The organism is Acidiferrimicrobium sp. IK (assembly GCF_025499425.1).
GTDB lineage: Bacteria > Actinomycetota > Acidimicrobiia > Acidimicrobiales > Palsa-688 > Acidiferrimicrobium.
In genome coordinates this window covers 325,104-348,122 of record NZ_JAIMCB010000001.1, presented here as the reverse complement: position 1 = coordinate 348,122, position 23,019 = coordinate 325,104, and the positions used below count along the sequence as shown (strand labels likewise).

Annotated in this window: 25 protein-coding genes, 1 tRNA gene and 1 pseudogene; 13 read left to right on the top strand and 14 right to left on the bottom strand. The window is 67.8% G+C overall.

Annotated features, from left to right (window positions below):
- Positions 1-46 precede the first annotated feature (46 nt).
- Complete coding sequence (locus K6U06_RS01655; RefSeq protein ID WP_262320143.1) at positions 47-814, bottom strand: DinB family protein; 768 nt, start codon at positions 812-814, stop codon at positions 47-49.
- A 533-nt stretch (positions 815-1,347) separates the two neighbouring features.
- Positions 1,348-2,361, bottom strand: coding sequence for an NERD domain-containing protein (locus tag K6U06_RS24595; protein WP_410050949.1), 1,014 nt, complete (start codon positions 2,359-2,361; stop codon positions 1,348-1,350).
- A gap of 570 nt (positions 2,362-2,931) precedes the next feature.
- Between K6U06_RS24595 and K6U06_RS01650 the strand changes: the two genes are divergently transcribed.
- From K6U06_RS01650 to K6U06_RS01640, 3 genes are read left to right on the top strand one after another with little or no spacing between them, the layout of a single operon-like run.
- Positions 2,932-4,035 carry a hypothetical protein gene (locus tag K6U06_RS01650; protein WP_262320142.1) on the top strand — a complete coding sequence of 368 codons (1,104 nt, stop codon included), beginning with the start codon at positions 2,932-2,934 and terminating at the stop codon, positions 4,033-4,035.
- Positions 4,032-4,268, top strand: a complete 237-nt coding sequence (locus tag K6U06_RS01645) for a hypothetical protein (RefSeq protein ID WP_262320141.1) — start codon at positions 4,032-4,034, stop codon at positions 4,266-4,268. Before K6U06_RS01650 ends, K6U06_RS01645 begins: the two co-directional genes overlap by 4 nt.
- Entirely contained in the window at positions 4,190-5,230 is a 1,041-nt protein-coding gene (locus K6U06_RS01640) for a hypothetical protein (RefSeq protein ID WP_262320140.1), read from the top strand. Before K6U06_RS01645 ends, K6U06_RS01640 begins: the two co-directional genes overlap by 79 nt.
- Before the next feature lie 134 nt (positions 5,231-5,364).
- Here K6U06_RS01640 and K6U06_RS01635 read toward each other — a convergent pair whose 3' ends face one another.
- The 4 genes and pseudogenes from K6U06_RS01635 to K6U06_RS01620 all read right to left on the bottom strand — a co-directional run bounded on the left by K6U06_RS01635 (position 5,365) and on the right by K6U06_RS01620 (position 8,036).
- A complete protein-coding gene (locus K6U06_RS01635; protein ID WP_262320139.1) occupies positions 5,365-5,589 on the bottom strand; it encodes a hypothetical protein in 225 nt (74 codons plus the stop codon).
- Between the two features lie 42 nt (positions 5,590-5,631).
- A pseudogene (locus tag K6U06_RS01630) lies at positions 5,632-6,651 on the bottom strand (IS3 family transposase); the annotation flags it as partial.
- Entirely contained in the window at positions 6,585-7,628 is a 1,044-nt protein-coding gene (locus K6U06_RS01625) for an IS30 family transposase (RefSeq protein ID WP_410050948.1), read from the bottom strand. The pseudogene K6U06_RS01630 and the gene K6U06_RS01625, both read right to left, overlap by 67 nt.
- 72 nt (positions 7,629-7,700) lie before the next feature.
- Positions 7,701-8,036, bottom strand: a complete 336-nt coding sequence (locus tag K6U06_RS01620; protein WP_262320137.1) for a transposase — start codon at positions 8,034-8,036, stop codon at positions 7,701-7,703.
- A gap of 405 nt (positions 8,037-8,441) precedes the next feature.
- Between K6U06_RS01620 and K6U06_RS01615 the strand changes: the two genes are divergently transcribed.
- The 4 genes from K6U06_RS01615 (at position 8,442) to K6U06_RS01600 (ending at position 10,860) form a co-directional block, all read left to right on the top strand.
- Complete coding sequence (locus K6U06_RS01615) at positions 8,442-9,020, top strand: hypothetical protein (protein ID WP_262320136.1); 579 nt, start codon at positions 8,442-8,444, stop codon at positions 9,018-9,020.
- Positions 9,021-9,313: 293 nt separating this feature from the next.
- Positions 9,314-9,757, top strand: a complete 444-nt coding sequence (locus K6U06_RS01610) for a hypothetical protein (RefSeq protein ID WP_262320135.1) — start codon at positions 9,314-9,316, stop codon at positions 9,755-9,757.
- A gap of 250 nt (positions 9,758-10,007) precedes the next feature.
- The gene (locus tag K6U06_RS01605; RefSeq protein ID WP_262320134.1) at positions 10,008-10,421 is read left to right on the top strand and encodes a hypothetical protein; all 414 of its coding nucleotides are present in this window, start codon (positions 10,008-10,010) and stop codon (positions 10,419-10,421) included.
- Positions 10,422-10,602: 181 nt separating this feature from the next.
- Complete coding sequence (locus tag K6U06_RS01600; protein WP_262320133.1) at positions 10,603-10,860, top strand: helix-turn-helix domain-containing protein; 258 nt, start codon at positions 10,603-10,605, stop codon at positions 10,858-10,860.
- Between the two features lie 364 nt (positions 10,861-11,224).
- On the opposite strand, the gene K6U06_RS01595 is transcribed toward K6U06_RS01600, so the two are convergent.
- Positions 11,225-11,995 (bottom strand): TetR/AcrR family transcriptional regulator, encoded by a 771-nt coding sequence (locus K6U06_RS01595; RefSeq protein ID WP_262320132.1) that lies wholly within the window; start codon positions 11,993-11,995, stop codon positions 11,225-11,227.
- Between the two features lie 93 nt (positions 11,996-12,088).
- Between K6U06_RS01595 and K6U06_RS01590 the strand changes: the two genes are divergently transcribed.
- The 5 genes from K6U06_RS01590 to K6U06_RS01570 all read left to right on the top strand — a co-directional run bounded on the left by K6U06_RS01590 (position 12,089) and on the right by K6U06_RS01570 (position 16,828).
- Positions 12,089-13,522 carry an MFS transporter gene (locus K6U06_RS01590; RefSeq protein ID WP_262320131.1) on the top strand — a complete coding sequence of 478 codons (1,434 nt, stop codon included), beginning with the start codon at positions 12,089-12,091 and terminating at the stop codon, positions 13,520-13,522.
- A 515-nt stretch (positions 13,523-14,037) separates the two neighbouring features.
- Positions 14,038-14,658 carry a MarR family transcriptional regulator gene (locus tag K6U06_RS01585; RefSeq protein WP_262320130.1) on the top strand — a complete coding sequence of 207 codons (621 nt, stop codon included), beginning with the start codon at positions 14,038-14,040 and terminating at the stop codon, positions 14,656-14,658.
- Positions 14,658-15,068 (top strand): hypothetical protein, encoded by a 411-nt coding sequence (locus K6U06_RS01580; protein ID WP_262320129.1) that lies wholly within the window; start codon positions 14,658-14,660, stop codon positions 15,066-15,068. Before K6U06_RS01585 ends, K6U06_RS01580 begins: the two co-directional genes overlap by 1 nt.
- Positions 15,069-15,159: 91 nt before the next feature.
- Positions 15,160-15,231: transfer RNA gene (locus K6U06_RS01575), tRNA-Glu, on the top strand.
- A gap of 322 nt (positions 15,232-15,553) precedes the next feature.
- A complete protein-coding gene (locus tag K6U06_RS01570; protein WP_262320128.1) occupies positions 15,554-16,828 on the top strand; it encodes an IS1380 family transposase in 1,275 nt (424 codons plus the stop codon).
- Positions 16,829-17,004: 176 nt separating this feature from the next.
- On the opposite strand, the gene K6U06_RS24590 is transcribed toward K6U06_RS01570, so the two are convergent.
- The 6 genes from K6U06_RS24590 to K6U06_RS01545 form a co-directional block, all read right to left on the bottom strand.
- Positions 17,005-17,247 carry a PIN domain-containing protein gene (locus K6U06_RS24590; RefSeq protein WP_410050947.1) on the bottom strand — a complete coding sequence of 81 codons (243 nt, stop codon included), beginning with the start codon at positions 17,245-17,247 and terminating at the stop codon, positions 17,005-17,007.
- Positions 17,248-17,298: 51 nt separating this feature from the next.
- Entirely contained in the window at positions 17,299-17,496 is a 198-nt protein-coding gene (locus K6U06_RS01565) for a hypothetical protein (RefSeq protein ID WP_262320127.1), read from the bottom strand.
- 54 nt (positions 17,497-17,550) lie between these two features.
- The gene (locus tag K6U06_RS01560; RefSeq protein ID WP_262320126.1) at positions 17,551-17,739 is read right to left on the bottom strand and encodes a hypothetical protein; all 189 of its coding nucleotides are present in this window, start codon (positions 17,737-17,739) and stop codon (positions 17,551-17,553) included.
- Positions 17,740-18,625: 886 nt separating this feature from the next.
- Positions 18,626-19,438 carry a hypothetical protein gene (locus K6U06_RS01555; protein ID WP_262320125.1) on the bottom strand — a complete coding sequence of 271 codons (813 nt, stop codon included), beginning with the start codon at positions 19,436-19,438 and terminating at the stop codon, positions 18,626-18,628.
- Between the two features lie 410 nt (positions 19,439-19,848).
- Positions 19,849-20,607 carry a hypothetical protein gene (locus K6U06_RS01550; protein ID WP_262320124.1) on the bottom strand — a complete coding sequence of 253 codons (759 nt, stop codon included), beginning with the start codon at positions 20,605-20,607 and terminating at the stop codon, positions 19,849-19,851.
- A 148-nt stretch (positions 20,608-20,755) separates the two neighbouring features.
- The gene (locus K6U06_RS01545; protein ID WP_262320123.1) at positions 20,756-21,721 is read right to left on the bottom strand and encodes an NADP-dependent oxidoreductase; all 966 of its coding nucleotides are present in this window, start codon (positions 21,719-21,721) and stop codon (positions 20,756-20,758) included.
- 171 nt (positions 21,722-21,892) lie between these two features.
- Between K6U06_RS01545 and K6U06_RS01540 the strand changes: the two genes are divergently transcribed.
- On the top strand, positions 21,893-22,423 hold the full coding sequence (locus tag K6U06_RS01540) for a TetR/AcrR family transcriptional regulator (RefSeq protein WP_410050965.1): 531 nt from the start codon (positions 21,893-21,895) through the stop codon (positions 22,421-22,423).
- A gap of 144 nt (positions 22,424-22,567) precedes the next feature.
- Here K6U06_RS01540 and K6U06_RS01535 read toward each other — a convergent pair whose 3' ends face one another.
- Positions 22,568-22,708 carry a hypothetical protein gene (locus tag K6U06_RS01535; protein WP_262320121.1) on the bottom strand — a complete coding sequence of 47 codons (141 nt, stop codon included), beginning with the start codon at positions 22,706-22,708 and terminating at the stop codon, positions 22,568-22,570.
- Between the last annotated feature and the right edge of the window lie 311 nt (positions 22,709-23,019).

The window sequence follows — 23,019 nt, the reverse complement described above, 5'->3', positions numbered from 1 at the left end:
GCGTCGTTCTGTTGGTCCTTGTTGGGCGGTCTGCGGGTATGGACGCTCACTCGCCGGGGGTCGTGGTCTCGAGGAGGGCGAGATCACGAACCGTGTAGCGGTGGTGCTCGGCTTCTTCTTTCAGCACCACCTTGAGACAGCGGCCAACGACGTATTCCTGGTCGGGATAGGGATCGGCCGGCTTGCGGCTGCAGATCCGATCGAGCTCAGAGTCAGTGAGGGCTTCAACCGTGCGTCGCATTACTGCCATGCGGGCCAGCCTCGGCGCGAGCACCTCGTCGAGCGTGGGAGCTGCATCGGGAGTCAGTCCCAACTTGGCGGTGTCGGCGGCTGGGAAGCCTGGCTCGGCGGGAAGGCCTAACGGGTGATAGGGGGTCTGCTCTTCGAGCACGGCGCTGCCGAGCCACGCGTCGCTGGCGAAGAGCAGGTGCCGTTGGGCGTCCACCAGCGACCACTCCCCACCGACCCGTTCGTGCAGTTTCGCCTCGGGCAGGCTCCGGGCCCGATCTAGCGTCGCCGCCCACAGGGTCTCGATCTCATCCCAGGCGCCCCGGAACTCGTCGGGTGACGTAGCGACCCGCGCCAGCGCCCGTACGGGGTGGCGGCGGTCGAGCTCGGCGTCGACGTAGGCGCTGACGTCGACATCGTTGACGACGAGATGATCGAAGTAGCCGTCGACGCGCAGCACGTTGGCCCAGGAGTCGACGATCTTTATGCCGCTGAGGTCACAGTCTCGGATCTCCAGCCCGGCAAGATCGCACCGGCGGACGCGGGCCCCCCGGAACCGGTCGTCCTCGATGTACTCGGCGGTCATCGGGCCATCCTTGCCCAACGCTGAGGTGCCGCGAAGCGGGGCGCCTTCAAGCGCTCGCCTTCACACTGAACACTCGGCGAGGCCGACCACCCGGGCCGCCGGGCGACAACCCGCCACGACGGCCTACCAAGAGCACTTCAGGCCGCCCGAGGTGCCGTTCTGCCTTGGGTGATGGCGACGCTGGGGTGGATTCGAGGGCGCTCGTTCGGCGCCGCTCCGCCGACATCATCCGATGGATTCGGGGCTCGTGGTCCTCCGTCAGCAACCAGTCGGTGTAGTGAGGCGGCCCTCCGCGATCGCGTCCCCGGAGATTCCCACTGACGAGATGTTGCCTCCCCGGACCCAGCCGGTCCGTCCCGGTGGCAGGCCGGTCAATCTCATGTCGCCTTGGCCGGTCGCCTTCACGATCCATGGGCCCTCCTCGCTGGCGGCGACCTGTATCTCCCACGTTCCGAGCGTGGCTTGCTCGTTGCGGCTCAGTCTGAACGTGGCCGTCCAGCCGGCGCTCGGGTTGGGACAACTCCAGGTGGCCCTCAGTGGCGTGGCGGCCGGTGAGTTCTGGCAGAGGACGCAGGCGGCGCAACAGTCCTCGGCTGGGTCGATGTCAGTGCGCCGGCGACCCGTCCGACTTGGGGCAGATACCGCAGAGCTGCCCCGGAGACAGCGATCAGGAGCACGCCGACTGCGAGCTGTGCTGCTCTCGTCGTGTGCGCCGGCCGCCGGCGCTGGCTGCGCCGTGTGCTCGCAGACGCCGAAGCGATACGCGGCTGCACCGACGGTGGCCTCGGGGGCATTGCGCTGGGCCTCGGGTTCGCCCCTGATGACCCTGGCTGGGTTGGTTCCAGGTCGACTTTCGGTTGGGCAGCCCGGGAGGCGGCCAGCGGGACGGAGATCGGATCGAGGCGCTCTGGAGCGTGGTGGGCCGTGGATGGCGGCGGCTCGAGGCGCGAATTCGATGGGTAGCGGGCCCGGGGGAGTCGACGAGCGGACAGCGCCTCAGACGCCACCCGGGCGACGCCCGCCGGGACGTGCGACGGTCCGGCTGTGAGAAAGTCGGTCAACATCTCGACCGGCAGTACCCAGGTTCCGTCGATCTCGAAGGCCCGGTCGCCTCGGCCGATTCCCGTCACAGAAATGACGGAGACAGGCACCCCTGCGCCCGTCGACGTCAGCGCCCCGGCGACACAGGCCGTCTCCCATGCCAGATTCGTGAGGGCTCGGCGCTGCGGGTGCCGGCCAGACCAAAGCATCCCCTTGGTGGCGCTCAGCCGACCGGTCCAGTGCTTACTGTCGATGACATAGACCCCGGTCGGACCCACGACGACGTGGTCGACGTTGGCCTCCGAGCCGTAGATGTGCAGGTCATGGTGGACGAGAAACTCGGCCGGCAGTGCCGTCAGAGCCTTCGCTGTGGTGCGCTCGCCCTCCTCGCCAGCCTCGAACCCGTCAATTCGCTTGGCCAAGCGATCGGCCTTGGCCAGCGTCTCCGCCAGTTCCCGGCGGACCCGTTCCCCCTCTACTCGCGCTGATTCTCCCGCCTCACCCACCTCGACACCATCGGCCCATCCGGTCTTTTAGTTGAGCCCCCTCTCCGAGATCCTGGCGGAATAAGTAAGTACTGGACGTCGACGCGCTCGGAATCCGCCCGCCCCCGATGTGCCGTTCTGCATCATCCGCGCTACGAGTCGCCTTGGGTTATGGAGCGCGCGTTCTGGTGCGCCCCCGATCGGCACCTCGGGGACGCTTCAGAGTACCCGGACAGCCGGGGTATCGAGACAGCGGCCGTTGCGGTAGGGGGCTTCGAGCTCCGACGAACGTTCTGATTGCGCATTGGGGCGCCCTACTTGGTGGCGGCCCTGACTGGCCGCGCGTTGAGCGTCTGCCGAAGCGCCCACCAACCTGCGCCAGGACTCTTGCACGAGAGTCCTGACACGCGATTGTGTTTGCTCGTGGCTGCTGATCCCTCTGGTGCGACCATCCCGCGGGTCCCGCACCTCGTCCCGCACCTGAAGGCGTTGCTGGCTGTCCTCCGCGGCGAGGGCGCCATGTTCGAGGCCTGCCGGCAGACGTACATGTCGACTGCGGCTTCGCTTGCTGCGGCCGGTCGGGGGCGTGCTGTGGCAAGCCGGGTGGGCCAGGCCGAGGCGTATTGGGCGCCGACGTCGGACCTGTTGGCCGAGGGGATGTTGCTGGGCCTTGTTGACCAGGAGACGCTGCCGTCAGCCCGCCAGTACATCGTTCGCCACGCCGGCCGCGTCTACCGGCTGACCAGCGAAGGAGAGGCGGCGGCCGAGCTGGCGGCGGACGATGCGGCCTTCACCACCTACGTCGTCGACCGGGTCCTGAACTCCCACCCGTCGTTCCGGGCGTTCATCTTCGCCCTCCACCGGGCACCGCTCGTCTTGCCGGTGTTCGACGTCAGCGACATCGAGTCGGCGAACTCGGTGCAGGAGCTGGCGGATCGCGCGGCGGCGGAGATCAACACGGCGGGGTCGGTCCTGACGGCCGAGCAGGTCGCCGAAACCATTCGGACCTGGAGCAGGCGCCGGTTTGAGGGCCGCGTCGACGACAACCCGCCGAGCCGCAAGGCCAGGGCCGAGGTTGTCACCGAGGCTTGCGCGGCGGCGGCGCTCGAGGCACGCGGGATCGGGGGCGGTCCGTCCGACTTGAAGAACCTGCGGGCCTGGGGCTCGAACTTTCGGGTCACCGACCAGAGCCGCTACGTCAACGGCGCCGTCGGGCCGTTCACCGTGTGGTTGGCCGCCGACCTCGACAACGTGCGGCCCGAGAACTTCGTCGTCGACGCGAAGCCGACGGTCTCCATGGCGATGGCCACGCTGATCGTGCCGGAAGGCCCCGGCGCCGGCCTGGCAATCCGCCGCCGCGGCTTCGCCGCACACGCCAACGCCATCGCCGATGCCGTCGTCGCCGCCTACTTCCGCCAGGCCGAGGGGTCGGCTCTCCAGGCGCCATACCTGCCCATCCATCAGGTGCGAGCCGAGGCCGCGTTCCGATGCGGTGTCGTCCGGGTCCTCGTTGACCGCGTCATCGAGGGCCTCGTCAATGGGACGATCGTCCGCGGCGGCTTTCGCGTCGAGCTGCGCATCCGCAGCGACGGCGACCACCCAGACTCTGAGCCGGTGTACTCCCGGGGCGGCAGCCCCCGGTACTCCATGTCCATCGCCCGCACGGGCGCCGAAGCACCAGGAGGTGCGTCATGACCATCATCGACCCCTATGTCCACATGGAGAACGAGTGGGGCCTCGACCAGAACCCGTTCCCGGCCGAGGCCATCTCGAACAAGGACGACGAGCCGTGGGCCGAGCTGTACTCCGCTGAGATCGCGCGTTCGGCCGCAAGTTCATTCGCGGCGGCGTGCGCGGCGGCCCCGCCCTCGGCTTCTTGTGGTCGATGGGCACCAGCGCCGACACCGGATTCGGCAAGACCCGGCTGATTCGCCAGATGCGCGACCGCATCAACAACGACCTCGGTCGCGCAGTCCTGGAGGCCACCGGGCTCAAGGCGGAACGCATCGTGCCCGTCGCCGCCGCCTACACCAACCTCAAGAGCGGCGTAGCCATGGGCTTGTTCCCCGTGCTGCACGCCGCAGTCGCCGACCTCGGTGTGGCCCACCGCGGCCAGCCGTCGGTGCTCGACAAGGCCCGCAAGATGGTGATCGAGCGCATCGCCGCGCAGGAGTCGATCGACGAGGACGACGTCACCAAGGATGCCATCATCAACGACCTGCGCAGGGTGCGGCTCGATACTGCGCCGGCCGGATCACCGCTGCGCCCCGAGCTGCTCGACGGGTTCGCCGCCGGCGGCGTCGATATGCAGGAGGCCATCGCCCGGGCCAGCGACGCCATGAAGCTCCGCGCCGGCATCGCCTACCTCGACTTCGCCCTGACGGCGCTCAAGGCGGCCGGCATCGAGCGCCTGTTCCTGTTCGTCGACCAGCTCGAGGACCTGGCCAACAACCGCACGCTGACCAAGGCCAAGCGCGACCGTGAGGTCGGCCGCATCCGCGACCTGCAGGAGGAGGAGCCGTACGCGTCGCAGCTCCGCATGGTCCTTACCTTCCACTCGACAGCGGCGGCCGCCCTCGCCGACATGTGGGTCATGCACCGCCTGCCGAGCTTCGAGGCAGTGCCGGCCAACGACTCAGCCGTCGTCGTGCTGCGTGGAATCACCAACGAGGACGACGGCGCCGAGCTCCTGCGCGTGTACCTCGACGCCTCCCGCGTCGACGATGTCGACGACGACCTGACGCCCTTCCAGGCCGACGCCGTCAGCGAGCTCATCGCCCAGTCCCAGGGGCGCGTCGGCATCCTGCTCAGCCAGGCGCACCGAGTCCTCGACGCCGGCGCCCGGGCCGGGCTCACGACCATCACTGCGTCCACGGTTGCGGACTGCTGATTCGGCCTGGGTTTGATGGAGGCCTTTTCGGTTGGTGTCCTCAGGGCTGTGTGACCCTGAGGATCTGGAGGGTAGCGGATGGACCCGGCGCTGACCCCGGAGCCGAGTCACCACCAAGCCTTCTGCGGGTGCTGTTAGAGCAGCCGGCCCGGCGCTGGCCGGGAGAACTTCTGCTGGGCGGCTTGGCGGCTCACCCCGACCGCGGCGCCGATGATCGCCCAGGGAATCCCGGCTTGGCGGGCGTGGTCCACCGCGTCGTGAAGGGCCGTCTCGGCCGCAGTGGCGGCGCGCGCCGCGGTGACGACTCGGTCCATCAACTCCTGACCTGTTTCGCCCGGCACGCTCTTCGGTCTCACCATTACGTCAAGCGTACGTGACATAACGTGGAGATGCCGGCACCGTCAACTGGCTCTGCGGCCGCTGTGGAGAGCGGGAGAGATCGCGGGGTTGAGCGCGTAGTGGGCGGCCTCGGCTTCCTCGGGGGTGAGATCATCGAGTTCGCCGTGGATGCGTTCGGTGTTGAACCAGCTCACCCACCCGCAGGTCTCGACCTCGAGGTCGTCGAGGCCTTTCCAGTGCCCGCCGACCCGAGCGAGCACGGCCGGGTTGCGGTAGAGCTCGGTCTTGAACAAGGCGTTGACCGCCTCGGCCATCGCGTTGTCGTAACTGTCAGCCACGGTGCCGATAGAGGGTGAGGCGCCGATGTCGTCGAGGCGTTCGGTGTAGGCGATCGAGGTGTACTGGCTCCCCGCGTCACTGTGACATACGAGACGGTCAAGGGCGCTGTGGCGCCGGGTCCAGGCGGCCATGTTCAGTGCGTCGATGACCAAGTTGGCGCTCATCGAATACGACGCCTTCCAGCCCACGATCCGCCGGGAGAACACGTCGATGACGAAGGCCACGTACACGACGCCCGACCACGTCGAGCAGTACGTGAAGTCCGCAACCCACAGCTGGTCGGGCCCGGTGGCGACGAAGTTGCGTTTCACGAGGTCCGGTGCGCGCAGGGCCGCGGGGTCCTGGCGGGTCGTGAAACGCTTCTTGGCCCGGCTGGCGCCTCGTATCCCGGCCGCTCGCATCAGTCGGGCCACCTGGTCCCGGCCGATGTCATGGCCGGTCTTGCGGGCCGCTTTGGTCAGCTTTCGTCGTCCGTAGACCGAGTAGTTGGCGACCCAGAGCGCCACCAGGATCGGGATCAGCACGGCGTCGCGCTCCGCGCGGGCCGACGGTGGCCGGGACTTGGCCGAGTAGTAGGTAGAAGGGGCGACCTCGAGAACCTCGCAGATCGGCTCGACCCCCCATCGACGCCCACCGGTCGTGTTGTCCCGGTGGGCGTCGATGAAGCTGGGCGAGTTCAACCGGTCATCGCGACAGCGGCAGTGTAGACGTGGTGGGCGGTTGACCACTTCAGGCTGCGGCGGGGCATGGTGTTGAGGCGGTGCTCGATGGCTCGTAGGTGGGCGGGGGTGTAGATGCTCAGGTCGGTGCCTTTGCCGACGTAGCGGCGCAGGAGGCCGTTGCCGTTCTCGTTGGTGGGGCGCTGCCAGGGGTGGTGGGCGTCGGCGAAGTAGACGTCGATGTCGCAGAGCTTTTGGAGGTCAGCCCAGCGAGACATCTCGCGTCCTTGGTCCCAGGTGAGCGTCAAGCGGTGTTGAGGGGGGATGCGCTCGACGAGCTCGACGAGAGCTGCGAGGGTGGCCTCTGCCTTGTGGCCGTCGGGGAGGTCGGCGAGCCAGCAGTGGCGGCTGGCCCGGTCGAACACTGTGACGATCGCTGACCGGTTGGCGGCACCGATGATCAGGTCTCCTTCGAGATGCCCAACATGGGTGCGTCCATCGGCTTGGGCGGGCCGGGAACTGATCGGGGTGAACTGCCCCAGCGGCGATTTCGGTTGCGGCGCCTCGCCTTTGGGGATTCGATGCTTGCGGCACCGTCGGTGCCGGTGCAGACCGACGTGGAGGCCTTTGACCAGTCCCCGCCGCCCCTGGGCGTGGACGGCGGCATAGATCGTCTCGTGGCTGACCCTGCCAGTCACCTCCGGGTACACGCCTTTTGCCAGTTCGACCGCGATGGTCATCGGCGAGTCCTTCGCTCGCAGCCGGGCGGTCACATGTGCGGCGAGCGCGACGTCGCCGGCGAAGGCCGTCTTCTTGGGTCGGGCTCGTTGTCGCCGGGCGCGGGTCTCCGCGTTGACCGCCCGGTAGCAGCCGCGTCCGCCGTTGCGGGACACCTCGCTCGACACGCTGCAGCGGTGGCGGCCAAGACGGGCAGCGATCGATGTCACGGTCTCTCCCCGCTCGATCCCAGCGCGGATCTCCTCGCGTTCGGGCAAGGTCAACGGGTCAGCTGGCAAGATGAGTCCTCCACCGGTCGGGTTGCTGTGTGCAGCGGGCAGCATGCCCGTGCAGTCACTCCGACCGGTGGACCCTCAACCCCACCCTGCAGCCGTCACCCCTTGAACTCGCCCTGACTACTTCTTCGGGCGACCGTCGAGCTCGGTCGCGAAGAAAATCGAGGCGGCTTTCAAGATGTCGTTCGCCCGGCGCAGATCGCGGACCTCCCGCTCGAGCTCGGCGATCCGGGCGGCATCGGTGCTGGAGATCCCCGGCCGTTTGCCCGCATCGATATCGGCCTGCTTGAGCCAGCCCCTCAGCGACTCGGGGCCGACCCCGAGCTGCTTGGCGATCCGGGGAATCACCCCGAAGCTCTGACCTCCCTGCTCCGCGATGGCGTCTCGCGCCATCTTCACCGCTCGCTCTCTCAACTCAGGCGGGTACCGCTTCTGCGACGGGTGTGACGATCCCATGCTCCATCCTCACTTCCAAGGTACAGAGCCTCCGCGGATCCCAGGCCGAATCACTGCCTCGGCGGCGGCGGCACCACGACGGCGTCAACCGTCACCACAGACGCCGACGGCGTCGACGACCTCCTCCTCGCCTGATGCCCTACGTTGACCTGCCCCCGCTCGACGCCACCGGGGTACGCGGCATGCCGACGGCCCTCCGACGGGTCGACCGGCCGCGCACGGCGAGTGGCCGGCGCGCCGACCCGCTAACCGAGCTGTGCTTCGACGCCTGGCTCCTCGCCGCCCACGCCCGCCCCGCTGCCGGACGGCCGGGCATGGGAGCGGGGCGTCGCCAAGCTGTTCGAAGCCGGCGGCTTCGACCGCCACCAGGGACCGGGGTCGACGACGCTGCTCGGCACCCGCTCGATGAGCGGCGCCCGCCACGAGCTCGACGGCGCCGGCCGCATGGCGACGGGCGCCCTGCTCGTCATCCTCGAGTCGAAGGCCATGACAGCGCTCTCCAAGGTCGAGGTCGTGACCTTCTACGACAAGGTCTGGGACTTCTACCTGAACCGTCTGAACAGCGAGGCGACCGCCGCCTGGTACCCGGTGCTCGTCTCCGCGGCGCCGGTGTCGGAGACGCTGCGGCGCATCGCCATCACCAAGGGCGTGATTCTCGTGGAGCCGACCAGGCTGCCGGTGCCCTTCCTCCTCGACATCGCCTCGCGGCCCGGCGCCGACGCCAAGCTGCCCGAGACGCTGCTCGCCGAGTGCGTGCGCCTCGCTCAGCGAGCCGTGATCACGGTGCAACAGCGCTGGCCGCTCGGCGCCGACGGCCGCGTCGTGTTCGACCCGACGTGGTGGCCGGAGACTGCGCTGAAGGACCTGTTGTTCGTGCAGGACGAGCTGTCCACCGCGGTACTCGACCTGTACGACACCGAGCGCCCGGGCGTGCTCGAGACCCGCGCCGCCGACCTGGTCGACCACTTCAAGCGCATCGCCTAGAAGGCCTCGCTGCCCACGAACTCTTGTCGAGTTGGGTGCCCGAAGCCCGGATCAGAGGTTCCCACTATCGCCGACGGATGCCGCCCAGGATCCGCCTCGACCCGTTGATCTGAGCCCGCGTTCTGCTGTGACGAACGTAGGCGTAGTGCGCGCCGGCACGGCAGTTTTGGCGTTGGCAAACAGGCCAGCAGATCGGGGGCTGCAGTAGCAGACTGTCTCGGGTGACCCATCAACACTCAGCGGCATGTCTTCAATACACGGCAGAGCAGCACGTCGGTTACGAGCTACGACAAATGGCTGCGATGTCCGGCGCACAGACGGTTGGTCCAGGTGCGGACCTTGCAGCCACTGCGCTCCTCGAAGCCTTCCTGACGCACGCTCGAACGCTCGACAGCTTTCTCTACGGGCCCGGACGAAGCCGCTGGGAGCACGACGTCTACGCCGAGGACTACTTGAACGGCTGGCGCCAGTGCGTTCTCGGACCAGACTTCCAGGCGATCTCGCAGAGGGTCATGCACTTGATGTGCGAGCGCGACAACATTGCAGACTGGGACGTGCATCAACGCCGACTCGATACAGGGAAGGCAGTTCTGGACGGCTTCGATACCTTCGTTACGGCGCTGGACACAAGCGGTAACGCCGCAACTGCCGGGTGGTTTAAGCCGGCTATCGCTGCCGCGTGGAACGAGTACAACCTCTCAGCTGAGAATGCCTATATGTTCGAGCGGCACACGTAGGTCATCGACGCCTCCGACCCCACCGTCGCATTGAACCGGCCCAGGGGCTGGGCGGCGTTGTCCCAGAACGTCCGACCCGAGCGCCCCCGAAGATCCAGGCGATCGAGGCCCCGGACCGCCCTCTACCGCCGGCCGTGGGGTGCTTACGGAGACGCCGGAATCACCTCGTGGTCGCTGCCCGAGCGCAAGCTGCGAGGAGTGACCGCGAAAAAGGGGTTGCGCTTGAGCGCATATGCGCTAGACTGTCTATGTGGAGCTGGCCTACCACCCCCTCTTCACAACCTGGTTGGAAGAGGTTGCCGAGGAGACGCCGACGATCGCTGCCGAGATCCAAGCGCTCATTGACAGCCTCGAAGCCTATGGGTTCGACCTCGGAGATCCCGAGTCCCATCCCGTAGTCACTTCTCGGTTGGGGCTGCGAGCCCTACGCCGCACACCCCCAACCCCCACGACACCCGATGCCAAAGACCCGCCGGTGCTTCGGATCCTCTATGGATTCGTACGACCGCCGAGAGACCAGATCAGAGCAGTTCTGTTGATCGGAGGCGACAAGACAGAGCTGGGAAGCCGGTGGTACCCGCCGGCTGTGGCAGAAGCAGAACGACGACTGACGATCCTCGCAGGGCAGAGGGGATGGAAGATCATCCAGGCCCAGAACTACTAAGACGACCCCAAGGAACACCACCATGCCGCGAACTGGAGCTAAGGCGGTGCCGGTTGACACAGCCGAGGCAGACGATCACACATTCAATCAAGCCGACTACGAGAAGGCCGACCAGAGAGGCCGGGAGCTACGGGACCGAATCCTGGCCAGTCCAGAGGCGCGAAACGCTTACGACCGGGCCGTGGGTGAGATTGACCAGCATCAACTCACCCTGGCCAAACTCCGCAGAGCCCGGAACCTGGCCCAAGCCGCCGTTGCTGAGGCTATGGACATGCAACAGTCCGAGGTGTCGCGCTTGGAGCGCCGCACCGACTTCTTGATCTCCACACTACGGAAGTTCATCGAAGCCACCGGAGGTGAGCTTGTAATGGTCGCCCGCTATCCGGAGGGAGACGTCCAGGTCGCCGTTCCAGGCGAGAAGCTCCTCGAAGACGCCTGATCACAGAACCTCGATGGTTCGCTGTCAAGAGCAGCCGTTGCGGAGTCGGGTGACATCACGGGGAGGCTGATGACCGGACAGACATCCACACTCCGTATGCCGAGAACAGATCAGCAGCTGCCTCAATAACCCGAGCAGAGGTGCCTCGCAACCGCGGTCCGATGTGCGCCCAGATCGCCGGCTGAGAGGCGCCCGTAGGGGCGTGGAATATTATGCTTTTCCTGCCACGACCAGCCACGAAAGAGGCTGAGAGTACAGTCGTCGATTCGGTGTGAATCAAGTCGTCGCTGTTTGGGGTGCTGGGCGACGCGCGGATCGCCTTGTTCGGCGATCTCTGCCAGGACGATGACGAGCCAGGTCTGGGTTAGCTTCGGTTGCGGCGCGCTGGACGCGGCTTGGCCATCGTGGCGGCCAGCCCTTGGATTATCACCTCCAACCCGAACTCGAACCGTTCGTTCTCGCCCTCGCCGGGGTCGAAGAGTGCTGGAGCGAGGCGGTGGATGGTGGGGAAGCGGTCGGCGGGCAGGGACGCGATGACATCCTGCATTTGCTGGGTCCACTCGTGGAAGGATCTGTTCCGGTCGAACCGGGACTGAAACAGGCTGTCTTCGTAGACCGAGGCGTTCACGAACTGGGCCAGCAGGTCGCCGGTGAAGCTGATCTTTTGCGGAGCGATGCCGCCTGCGTCCATGACACTCAGCATGGCTTCCATCGCTCGGAGGGCGTTTGGTCCGGTGGGTATCGAGCCGAGACCGACCCGGGCCAGGTCCCGGTGGGCGGCCAAGGCGGCCCGCTGCCGACGGGCGAAGTCCTTGATCTGCTCAGCCCAGCGTTCGGGATGGGGGCTAACGGTGACGTCGATGTCTGCGAAGACCCGGTCGTAGACGGCGGCCAACAGCTCGTCTTTGTCCGCTACGTGAGCGTAGAGCGACGCCGCGCCGGTCCCGAGCTCCTCGGCGACTCGTCGCATCGTGACCGCGTCCACGCCCTCAGCATCGACCACGCGCAGAGTTGTGTCGACGATCAGCGGCAGGGACAGAGCACGCCTGGGCGGCCGGGGGTGGTTTGCCGCCGCCGCCCGCCGGCCAGCCGGCGGGGCCCCGTATTGGTTGGGATCGAGGGTGGGTCGCGGCACGCTCCCGACTGTACCGGTTGACAACGAACAACGTTCGTGGAACAGTGTTCGTATCACGAACGGCGTTCGTTGTTAGTCGACGGGAGGAACGTGGTGGGACATCGCCACAAGTGGTGGGGGCTGGGCGTGCTGCTGGCCGCGGAGTGCATGGACCTGCTCGACGCCACCGTGGTCAACGTGGCCGCGCCGGCCATCCACGCCGACCTGCACACCTCATCGACCGGACTGCAGTGGATCGTGGGCGGCTATTCCTTGGCCGTGGCCGTCGGGCTGATCGTCGGTGGACGGTTGGGTGACATCGTGGGGCGGCGAGCCATGTTCCTCGCCGGCGCGAGTGGGTTCACCCTGGCTTCGGCCCTATGCGGGGTGGCCGCCGACACCCCGATGCTGGTGGCCTTCCGCCTGATCCAGGGTGTGGCCGGGGCCGTAATGTTGCCCCAAGGTTTGGGCTTGCTGCGCGACGCCTTTCCCGATGAAGACCAGGCGAAGGCCTTCGGCGTCTACGGGCCGGTGATCGGGCTGGCGGCGGTGCTCGGTCCCATCCTCGGAGGAGCCCTGGTCGACTGGGACCTGGGCGGGTCAGGCTGGCGCCTGGTGTTTCTGATCAACGTGCCCCTCGGTGCGGCCGCCGTAGCCGGAGGCTGGTTCCTGCTCCCACGGTCACGACCATCGCAACGGACCCGCCTCGACCTCGGCGGTGCCGTCCTGTCGACCGCCGCTTGCCTGGCCATGGTGTACCCGCTGATCGAGGGCCGCCAGTACGGGTGGCCGTGGTGGACCTACCTGCTCATCGCCGGTTCTCTGGCGCTGTTCGGGGCGTTCGGGTGGCACCAGCACCGCCGGGCCCGTTCTGGTCGGGACCCGATCGTGGTCCCGTCGGTTTTCACCCATCGTGGTTACGCCGCCGGCCTGGTCGTGATGTTGTTGCTCTTCTCGGGGATGGGCGGATTGCTGCTCACCATCAGTGTGTTCCTGCAGCTCGGCCAACACTTCTCCGCCATCCACACAGGCCTGACCTTCATCTCCATGTCTCTTGGCATGGCCGTCGGAGCCGGCGCCTCCGGCGCGTTCCTCGGGAAGCGCTTCGGGCGTGCGGTCATCCAGGCCGGCGCCGTCCTCAGCCTGATCGGCTGGGTGCTGGTCGAGCTCGTCGTGCACCGAGACGCTCCGACGGGAACGATCGACCTGCTGCCCGGGTTGGCCGTGGCCGGCCTCGGCATGGGACTGGTGGTCGCTCCTCTATTCGACGTGGTCCTGGCCTCGGTGACCGACGAAGAGATCGGCTCGGCGTCGGGGGTGCTCAACGCCATCCAGCAGCTGTCGGGAGCCATGGGCGTCGCCGCCCTCGGCACGATCTTCTTCTCGGCGGCCACCCGCCATGGGTTCCGCACGGCCGTCGAAGACACCCTTTGGGTGCAGACCGCCTTGTTGGCCACCCTGCTCGCCGCCTCCCCTCTGCTCCCCCGATGGGCACGCCATCCCGCCAACGGGACTCCTCAAGCCGCACCCGGCGAAGACCATGCTTGAAGCGAACCGGTGGAAATCGGAGTACCAGCGCGATCCCGAGGCCGGCCATAATGGCCACTCGAGAAGACCGGTCGCTGCGCCGAGCGGCTCGGGCGTAACCGACCAGCAACCCGCAGATTCTCTCCTCTGCCCTCTCCGGTCTACCACCGCCCACCTCGGTGAGCCGCGCCCGGAACGACGATCATGCGCTCGGTCGAGATGTCACCGTGAGCGCCGAAGACTCGCCCAGAATGTCGCCGAGTACCATCCCAGTATCACGGGCGGCTCGCGTCCCTGATCGCCGGGTGTGGGATACCGAGAGGGCCGCTTGCGAGGGTCCTTGGCCAGGGAGTGCCCTGCGGAGGTGCCGAATAACAGCGGCGGCAACCTGCCGCTGTCCACGGCTGGAGTGCCGAACCGGCGATCTGTCGCGGGCCTGACCACGGACAGCGGACGGCGCGTCCGCCTCGGCTGACGACTCGGAAGACAGCTTAAGGGTCCTAACACATTGTCCGGTTCGCTGGTACAATCGTCTGGTGGACTACGTCGAACCCGTGGAAGCTCTCCTGCCCGGAGTACAGGGCAAGGTCCTTGGGGTACTTGCCCGGAACCACACCGAGTTGAGCATGAGGGCAGTCGCCCGGCTTGCCCGTGTCAGCCCTCAGCAGGCGTCGGTCGTGCTGGGCCATCTCATCGACCTTGGGCTAGTCGAGCGGCGAGACGTGCCCCCAGTCGCCCTGGTCCGCCTCTCACCCGACAATCTGGCCGCCCAGACAGTCGCCGCGCTCGCCGACCTGCGCCAGACCGCCCTCGACCGCCTTACCGACCTGGCAGCCTCTATCAGTCCCGCCCCGGCGAGCCTGGTCGTCTTTGGCTCCTTCGCCCGAGGTCAGGCCGGCTCGGGCAGCGACATCGATGTCCTTGCCGTACGACCGGCCGGCCTGTCTAGCAATGACGACGGATGGACCGACAGCCTCGGCGCCTGGGCTGACCGAGCACGCCGGATCGTGGGCAACCCGGTCAACCTTCTCGAGACCAGTGCTGAGGAGCTACCGGAGCTGTTGGGTCGGCCCGCGCCGTCCCTGTGGTCCGAGATCGCCACCGAGGGCGTGCTGCTGCTCGGTGCACCCGTCGACACCTTGGGCGTCGCCGCCTGATGGCCCCGCAGGGCCGAGGCAAGACCCAACCGGCCTCCGCCGCAGACGCGGAGGCCTACTTGGTCAAGGCATCGGAGTTCCTCCGAGCAGCCGAGGACGCCCTTTGCCTGGCCAACCACACGGCAGCCACCGGCAACGCCGTGCACGCCGGCATCGCGGCGGCAGACGCCATCGCCGCTGCGCGTTCCGGATCAATCTGGCGAGGCCCTCACGACCAGGCCTCCCTCCACCTCGAGCGCGCCGGAGCCGAAGGCAAGCAGGCCGCCCGACACCTCCACCGCCTCATCCCGCCCAAGACCCGCGCCGAGTACGACCCGGCCCCGATCCGAGCCGCCGACGCACGGGCCGCGGTGACTGCAGCCGAGCGGATGGTACGGATCGCATCGGCTTCGATGCGGCCGCCGGCGTGACCAGAACGTGACCTAACGAAGGGTCACGAGGGGCATCTACAGGTAGATGACGGCCAGGCCGCACCCCCTCCCACCAGGATATTCGCGACTTATCCCCAGGTCGTGAAGTCGTCTGTTTCGCCCTTTCAAGGCGGCAGCACGGGTTCGAATCCCGTTGGGGGTGCTCCGCAAAAGCGCGTGCTTTTGGCAGTACCCGATCCCGAGGTGAGGGCCGGCTGCTCCTGTCGGCCGCCGCCAGTCATGGGAGCAGCTCGAAGCTCGGAATGTGCGATGGTCTGACGACAGTGAAGTGGCGGTGGTCGAGCGTGGCGATCTGAGCCTCGATCCACTGTCGCTGAGCGTGTCGTGACGGTCTGAGGGGTGTGCCCATCCACAAGAAGTGCCTCCTGAGCAGGGAGGATGGCGATGTCTGAAGTCGTCATTTCCTAAAACTCAAGGAGGCACTTCTTGTGTCGCGAGTATCGCATGGTCCTGACCGTCTCGGGGTGGTCTTTGACGACTCGAGCCTGGTGGCGAACGCCGGGTTGATCCTGGTTGCCACGTTGACCGCCCGGTTGGGGCTCGAGGCGCTCGTGGATGCCACCATCCGTTTGGGCAGGGGCGGGTTCGCGCCGGGCCGCAAGGTCCTCACCTTGGTGCATGCGATGGTCGCTGGCGGCAGCCACATCGACCACACTGACGTCCTGCGTGCCGGGGCGACCGCGAGGATCCTCGGGCATCGGGTGATGGCACCCTCGACGGTCGGGAGTTTCCTGCGGGCGTTCACGTTCGGGCATGTCCGCCAGCTGGACGCGGTGATCGCCGAGACGATCCGCCGGGCGTGGACCATGGGCGCCGGGCCTGGAGGCCGGCGGCTGGTGATCGATATCGACTCGACCGTCTGTCAGGTCCACGGCCACAAGAAGGCCGGCGCCTCTTACGGCTACACCAAGGTCCTCGGCTACCACCCGCTCCTCGCGACCAGGGCCGATACCGGCGAGATCCTCCACGCCCGGATGCGCAAAGGCTCCGCGAACACCAGCCGGGGAGCGAACCGTTTCGTCGAGGAGCTCATCGCCAGAGTCCGCTCGGCCGGGGCCACCGGAGGGATCGTTGTGCGGGTCGACTCGGGGTTCTGGTCGAACAAGACCATCGCCACCCTCGGCCGCCTCGGGGTGCGTTTCACGATGACGGTCCGCTCCAACGTCGCCATCAACGCTGCGATCGCTGGGATCGCCGAGGACGCGTGGGTCGACATCGACTACACCGACAACGGCGGCGCCGCCCAGGTCGCCGAATGCGCCTACAAAGGTTTGCGTCTGATCGTTCGACGCACCCGACTCGCCGATGGCGACCATCCGGCGCTGTTCCCGACCTGGCGGCACCACTCCTTCCTCACCAACCTGGCCGCCGGCACCGTCAATGTCGACGCGTTCCATCGGCATCACGCCGTGGTCGAACTCGCCATCCGCGACCTCAAAGAAAACGCCGGGCTCGACCACGTCCCCTCCGGCGTGTTCGCCGCGAACGGCGCCTGGCTCGCCTGCACCGTCCTCGCGCACAACCTCATCCGCTGGACCGCTGCGCTCGGCGACCTGGTCCCCGACGACCACACCTACACCGTCGGGCGCACCCACCGGACCCGTCACGTCACCATGCCCGCCCGCATCGTGAACCGAGCCGGGACCCTCACCCTCCGAGCCCCCGCCCGCTGGCCATGGGCCACCCAATTCACCATCGCACTCGCACACCTCCGAGCCCTCCAACCAGCCACCGGCTGACCCCCAGCCAGACGGACCTGGCCGCCCGTCAGACCCTCACCCAGCCGCCGACAACCCAACATCGAAAACCACGAACCCCTAGTCGACCACGCCCCACAATCAGCCCGAACGCACCCCACACGCCCACCGCTTCGGCGGCCCGCCAACATCCCCTCGCTCAGCCCGACAGCGTGGATTCAGGCTGAGTCGCTCCGAGCCTTTCGGCGATGGCTACTACTGCTGCGTCGACGAGATGCGAGGAAGTCGGCTTCGACCTCGGGTCCGCTGTCTCGTTCGATGAAGTAACACGTCTCGGTTACGACCGGGACCGGCACTGCCAGCGGCTCGTCGTTGGCGGCCAACCACGTGCGGCAACGTTCGTGGTGGCGGTCGTCCGCGTTGAGCAGCGCCACGAGAGGTCCGGTGTCGACGACGATCACCCGGCTTGGCCGAGCTCGCTCTTCAAGATCTCCTCGTGACGCTCCGAGAGGTCACTGCGCCCCGAGTGCACAGCTCCCACCCAGGCTGGCAGCAAAACGGGTCTTCGAGCCCGCCGACACGTGGGACGCCAACACCTCGGCGGCCAACACCTCGGCGGCCCCTTCTTCGGCCGACGTGCCCCGCTCGGCAGCCTCAGACGCCAAACGCTGGGCGATCTCGTCGGGCACGGTGACCCGCAACTCGGTCATACTCAAGGGTACTTGGGGCCGGTCCCGCTGGCCGGCAGCGACGCCGCCTGGGGTTCAGCTGGCAGGCAGGATACGGATGTCGGCCCTGCCGTCGGCGTTGTCGTTGCCGGCGGCGTGGGTGCCGGCGTGTACGGCCCGAAACTTGGCGGTGGAGACGCTGGCGTAGAGGGCGGTGGTCTCGAGTTTGGCGTGGCCGAGCATCTCGGAGACGTAGCGGATGTCGGCGCCGCCTTCGAGCATCACGGCCAAAACAGGGTCACTTTCGGAGGCCACCCATTGCGACCTCTACGCGCCGCCTTCGACCCCTGAGTTCCCTCGCGTCGCGATAGGACCAAGGGCGAGAGACCTCACAATGCTGGGGCGGCGCGACCTGACCATTCCCGACTGTCCCGATTCACCGCTTCCTCCGAGGCGACGGGCGGCAGCCCGTCCGTTGACGCCTAGCCGCTGAGCCCGACCGCTGATCCAATGGACCTCCGCCCGTACGTCAGCTCGAACATCTGCGGCGGGGGCCCTGTCCAAGCTACGTCGGCAGGCAAGGTGGGACGGTTATGACCTATGTCTGCATACGCGCCGATCTGCGCTCCCGGCGCCGGCCGCCGGGGAGGAGAGGATAGGACGTTGCCGACGTTCGGTGCTGCGCGAGTCCGACTTGGTGCAGAGTTCGGCCGAGCGCCCTACGCTCGCGGCATGACGGACGCCGGTGGCCAGAATCCGACCCACCACCTACGAGCCAAGAACCGAGCCGATCTCAAGAGGCAACTTGCGAATGTCACCTACGAGATCGTCAGGGAAACCTCGTTGGGGGGTGCCGAATGGCCCAAAAATATCGAGTATCGGCTGCTGCCTTCCGGGACCTATCCGGCCCAGAGACCCCAGACGGATTAGCCGCTTCCGACGGAGTTCGATGTGCTGTTCTGCGTGAATCACCGCGCCGTCCCCCAGGTGGAGGCAACCCGGGGCGCGGGCAGTACGTTGGGAACGGAGTTAGTGAGCCTCGCTACGGGATGGAGCCGTTGATCTGGCCGGGGGTCCCGGGTCTGGCCGCTGAGGGCAGGGCTGAGCAGATCGGACGTTCGATCGGCTGGTGGCGGCCACTACTGGCGGCCGCCCAGACCGCTCGGCGCCGTCATCCGGGATCGACAGTGATTCGCGCGCCGCGGGCGACGAGACGGGGATGGTTTCCTGGGGGCGTGTCTGCCTGGCGGAACGGGACGGCAGCGATGACCTCGTAGAGCCCGGGGGGAACGACGTAGGAGGTGTCGGGAAGACAGGAGGCGGTGCCGACGACGAGCCCCAACTCCGTGCGCTGGCCCGGTTCGAGCCGCACCGTGTAGCCGACCAGGCGGACCGGACCGGTGAAGCTGCCGGCCATGAAGTCGTCACCTTCTCGACGGACACCGCCGGTCAGGACACCGGTCATGCCCTCCACCAAGTCGGAGCCCTCGTTGATGAACACGACCCGCCCGTGAACGTCCTCGCCGGCCGCGACGGTCCGCTCGTCGACGACGACGCTCAGCTCGAGGCCGGGGACCGCGACGGTCGGCTCGGGCACCGGCACGGGTGGCCGTCGCTCGATTTTCCCCGGCGGGAACCGCTTGTTGCCGACGGTGATCTCCAGGGCGTCGCCGTACAGGTCGTGCAACTCGCCGGCCAGGGTCGCGAACGGGGCCCGCAACTGGATCCGCCCCGGGCCGCTGACGCCGATCTGAGGGCGGCGTGGGTCCTCGGCGAGTCGGCGGCGAATCGCAGCGATGTCTGCGGTCAGCTTGGCCTCTGAGTACCTCGCGTGCTCGACGCGGACCAGCTCAGGGTGTTCCACCGACGCCTGCAGGCCGCGCCGGTGCTCATCGAGGTCGGCAGTGAACGCCACCACGACGAGATCGCCCTCGACGCGGATGCCTCCGAAGACCTCCGGGAAGCCGGCAACGTAGTCACGCACGTCTTCGACTGTGTCCAAACGCCAGTTACCGCGGCGCGAACCGGGACCCGCAGGATCTCTCCTCACACCCACAGCCTCCCACGACCCCGCACCCACCGCCCCGACATACCGCTCCGCCGCCTTCAAGGCCGCCCTGGTCGACGCCGCACGTAGTCGGCGAGCCGGGAGGTCATTGTCTCCTGGCCGGCGCCGAGCACCGGCGACCAGAACGGTCGGGACGGTCTCGTCAGCCGGGTCCGCACAACGACGGCGGCGACGAGAGCGATCGGGCCCCGCAGAAGTCCGAGAAGTGTCCAGGTGATGGCCGATCAGCCCTTCCGGTACGCCACGAGCGCACCGACGAGACCCAAGGTCACGAAGGCCCCGGGGCCAGCCCAGCCACGACCAGAGCGACACCGAACGAAAGCCAGCTACGGCCCGATGACAAGGTGTTGGACGGGGCCTTCCTCGCCGATCCTCCAACGGGGCCGGCCGCTGTGCTCGCCGAAGCTGGCGAGGTTCCACAGGCGAAGCTGACCAGGCTGCTGAAGGGCTGTGACGTCGAGGATCTCACCAAGACCCAAGCCCGAGCAGTCGGCGCCCTGGCCGCTCGGCACCCTCACGATGAAATCGTTGATGTGGCCGCGGTCGAGGGTGCCCTCCGCCACAACCACGCGGTGGTCACCTCGAACGCCAGCCACATCCGCGAGCTCGCCGCCGCTGCAGGCGCCAACCTCGCCATCCACAGCGTCTGAGGTTTCGGGCGACGGAACTCGCGGCCGGGCGACGCGGCCCAGGTTTGGCCCGACTTCACCGCCTGTCGAGGCGATCGAGCAGCCAGCTCGGTCCGGCCAGCTCGGTCCGGCCACCTCGGCCCTGGCGGCACGGACCCGCGCGGCCAGTTCACGATCGGCGGTGACCACGACGACTCCAGGGTTGGCCTCAGCTAGAGCTGCGATCGTGTCGTCGCCCGCCGCCGGTGCATGCACGACCGCCACACCCTCCTCGTCGCCCTCCGCGACCCCCAGGCGAGCGCGGCCCTCGAGCACAATGGTCACGGGCTGGTCAACAAGCCCAGCGGTCACCGCGCCTCGAACTCGCTGTGTGAAGAGCCGCGCGGCGCCCGGCCGATCGCGCCACCACCCCGTCGGGCGAGAACCGATCACCTTGGCGGCGTCGATCACCAGCATTCGAACAGGGTCGCGCAGGCCCCTCTCGCCCCAGCGCCGAAAGGCCTGAAGCGGCGGTCCTCCGGGAGAACATCAGCCGCTTTGGATGGGTCTGGACGCTCCGGCGCCGCTGCCAGCGAAGCGCACTTCGCCGGTCCAGCGCCGGGTGTCAGAGGTCGATGACTACCTTGCCGTGCACGTGCCGTCCGGCTTGAAGCTCGACCGCGGCGCGGATCTGGTCTACGGGGAAGGACGCTGCGATCGGGACCCGGACCTCGCCGGCGGCGACTCGGCGAGCGATCTGCTCGATGGCTCCGGCCGGGGCGTTGGCCCCGTTTGCCGGTGCTATCCCGTCGACTTGAGCGGCGATGGTGGTGATGCGCCGGTCGGGAACCCCTATTTGCCGTGCCGCTTGGACGGTGTCGGCCCCGTATAGGTCGATGGCGGCTGTGATCTCGGGGGGAGCGAGAGCTCGGAGCCGCTCCACCAGGTCGTCGCCGTACGTGACCGGCTCGGCTCCGAGGCTGCGAAGGGCCTCAGCCGATGTCGCCGATCCCGTCCCGATCACCCGCGCGCCGGCGAGGCGAGCGAGCTGAACAGTGAACACACCGACCCCGCCTCCTGCGCCCCCGACGAGCACTGTGTCACCCGAGCCGACGTTGATCACGGCGAGGGCAGCCGCGGCGGTGCAGCCGGCGATGGTCAGGGTCGCGGCGGTGCGGTCGTCGATGCCGTCGGGCGTGTGGTGGACGTCTCCCCCGGCTGCGATGGTGCCGGATGCGTCTACCACGACGTGGTCGGCGACAGCGCGCGACAGGGCGCCTCCGAACACCCGGTCGCCGGCCGCGAACTCGGTCACACCTTCACCGACTTGATCCACGACCCCGGCATAGTCGGTCCCGAACCCGCAGGGCAGACTCAAACCAAACCGACTGGCCGTGTCCTGGTCGGAGGTCATAAACCAGTCCATCGGGTTCAACCCAGCCGCGCTGACCCGCACCCGGACCTGCCCCGGACCGGCTTGTGGCTCGGGCACCTCGCAGATGTGCAGGACCTCCGGGCCTCCAAATGACTCGAGGCGGACCGCTCTGCTCGTCGCCGTCGCCGTCGCCGTGTCGGACGTGGGTTTTTGCATGCGCGCCTACCTTCTTCGACGACCGACACGTACGGAACCGGACTACGCTCCGTTTATCGTGGCGATCGTAACACAACCGGAGCGTGATCCGCTTTGAGTGAGGCGGACGGTCGGGCGCTGCGAGCGGACGCGACTCGCAACCGCGACCAACTCCTCGAAGTGGCGACCCGGATGTTCGCGGCTGCCGACACCGAACCGTCAATGCGCGCCATCGCACGCGAAGCCGGGGTCGGCGTCGCCACCCTCTACCGGCACTTCCCTACCCGGGAATCCCTGGTGCAGGCGGTCTACGGCGACCAAGTGGCTCGGCTGACCGACGGCGCCCGCCGTCTACTCGCTGAGCTTGCGCCCGCGGCGGCATTGCGAAGCTGGATGGACCTGTTCGGGGATTGGATCGCCACCAAGAACGGCATGCTCGACACGCTGCTCGCGATGATCGAATCGGGGACGGTCGCCCATGCCCGCACCCAGACCGTACTGCTGGCCGCCATCGACGAAATACTCGAAGCCGGCCGTGCGACGGGCGATCTCCGCAGCGACGTCACCCCCGAAGACGTCGCGGCCAGCCTCATCGGCGTCTTCACCGTGGCCCGCCCCCCCGAACACGCTGACCGGGCGAGACGTCTGCTCAACATCGTCATGGACGGTCTCCGCCCGACGCCGGTAGCGAGGTCGGAGGGAGTGGGCGGCCCCCGTATCTAAGAGGTCGGGGCGGCCTTCGTAGCGTTCTCGCTGGACTGGAAGAGCAGGACTAGCTGGGAGGGCTGCCACAGCGAGGCGATCGTCAGGGCTGGCGACGGATCCGGAGGGACCAAGATGGCGTTGAGGGCCCAGCGGCCAGCTTCGTCACTCCGCCGCCTTTTCTTTCGCCGGACCGTTGTCGCTGAACTGCTCGGGGTATTGCTGCTCACCGGTCTGCTCGCTGCGGACGACCGGTGCGCCCACCTCGGCGGGCGGCGTCCCTTCGGGGACTTCTGGTTCTGCCATGTGCTCCACCCTCCTGTGGGGAACGCTCGTCACTGGAACGACGACGGAGGGAACTACCCACCGGCGGGGTCACATACCGCTCCGCGGCCGGTGCGGCGCACGCTGGTTGGCGACAGAGCTCGGCCTACGTCGCAGGCGTCGGGGCGGCCGCAGTCCGCTCCGTGCACCCGGTCGAATGGCCTGGGTGCGGGCCGGGTCCTCCCCACCGGCGAGGACTTCCATCACTAGATCGGGATCGGTCACCTCCCGGAGGCGGTGGCTCGTGTCTCTCACCGCCACCGCCCCCGTGGGCGGTGGCTGTCGGCTTCTTC

Coding starts and splice junctions, on each gene's coding strand:
- K6U06_RS01655 (WP_262320143.1), bottom strand. CDS start 814: ATGACCGCCGAGTACATCGAGGACGACCGGTTCCGGGGGGCCCGCGTC.
- K6U06_RS01645 (WP_262320141.1), top strand. CDS start 4,032: ATGACCATCATCGACCCCTATGTCCACATGGAGAACGAGTGGGGCCTC.
- K6U06_RS01635 (WP_262320139.1), bottom strand. CDS start 5,589: ATGGTGAGACCGAAGAGCGTGCCGGGCGAAACAGGTCAGGAGTTGATG.
- K6U06_RS01625 (WP_410050948.1), bottom strand. CDS start 7,628: ATGCTGCCCGCTGCACACAGCAACCCGACCGGTGGAGGACTCATCTTG.
- K6U06_RS01620 (WP_262320137.1), bottom strand. CDS start 8,036: ATGGGATCGTCACACCCGTCGCAGAAGCGGTACCCGCCTGAGTTGAGA.
- K6U06_RS01615 (WP_262320136.1), top strand. CDS start 8,442: ATGAGCGGCGCCCGCCACGAGCTCGACGGCGCCGGCCGCATGGCGACG.
- K6U06_RS01610 (WP_262320135.1), top strand. CDS start 9,314: ATGGCTGCGATGTCCGGCGCACAGACGGTTGGTCCAGGTGCGGACCTT.
- K6U06_RS01580 (WP_262320129.1), top strand. CDS start 14,658: ATGGCCCCGCAGGGCCGAGGCAAGACCCAACCGGCCTCCGCCGCAGAC.
- K6U06_RS01565 (WP_262320127.1), bottom strand. CDS start 17,496: ATGACCGAGTTGCGGGTCACCGTGCCCGACGAGATCGCCCAGCGTTTG.
- K6U06_RS01550 (WP_262320124.1), bottom strand. CDS start 20,607: ATGCTGGTGATCGACGCCGCCAAGGTGATCGGTTCTCGCCCGACGGGG.
- K6U06_RS01545 (WP_262320123.1), bottom strand. CDS start 21,721: ATGCAAAAACCCACGTCCGACACGGCGACGGCGACGGCGACGAGCAGA.
- K6U06_RS01540 (WP_410050965.1), top strand. CDS start 21,893: ATGTTCGCGGCTGCCGACACCGAACCGTCAATGCGCGCCATCGCACGC.
- K6U06_RS01535 (WP_262320121.1), bottom strand. CDS start 22,708: ATGGCAGAACCAGAAGTCCCCGAAGGGACGCCGCCCGCCGAGGTGGGC.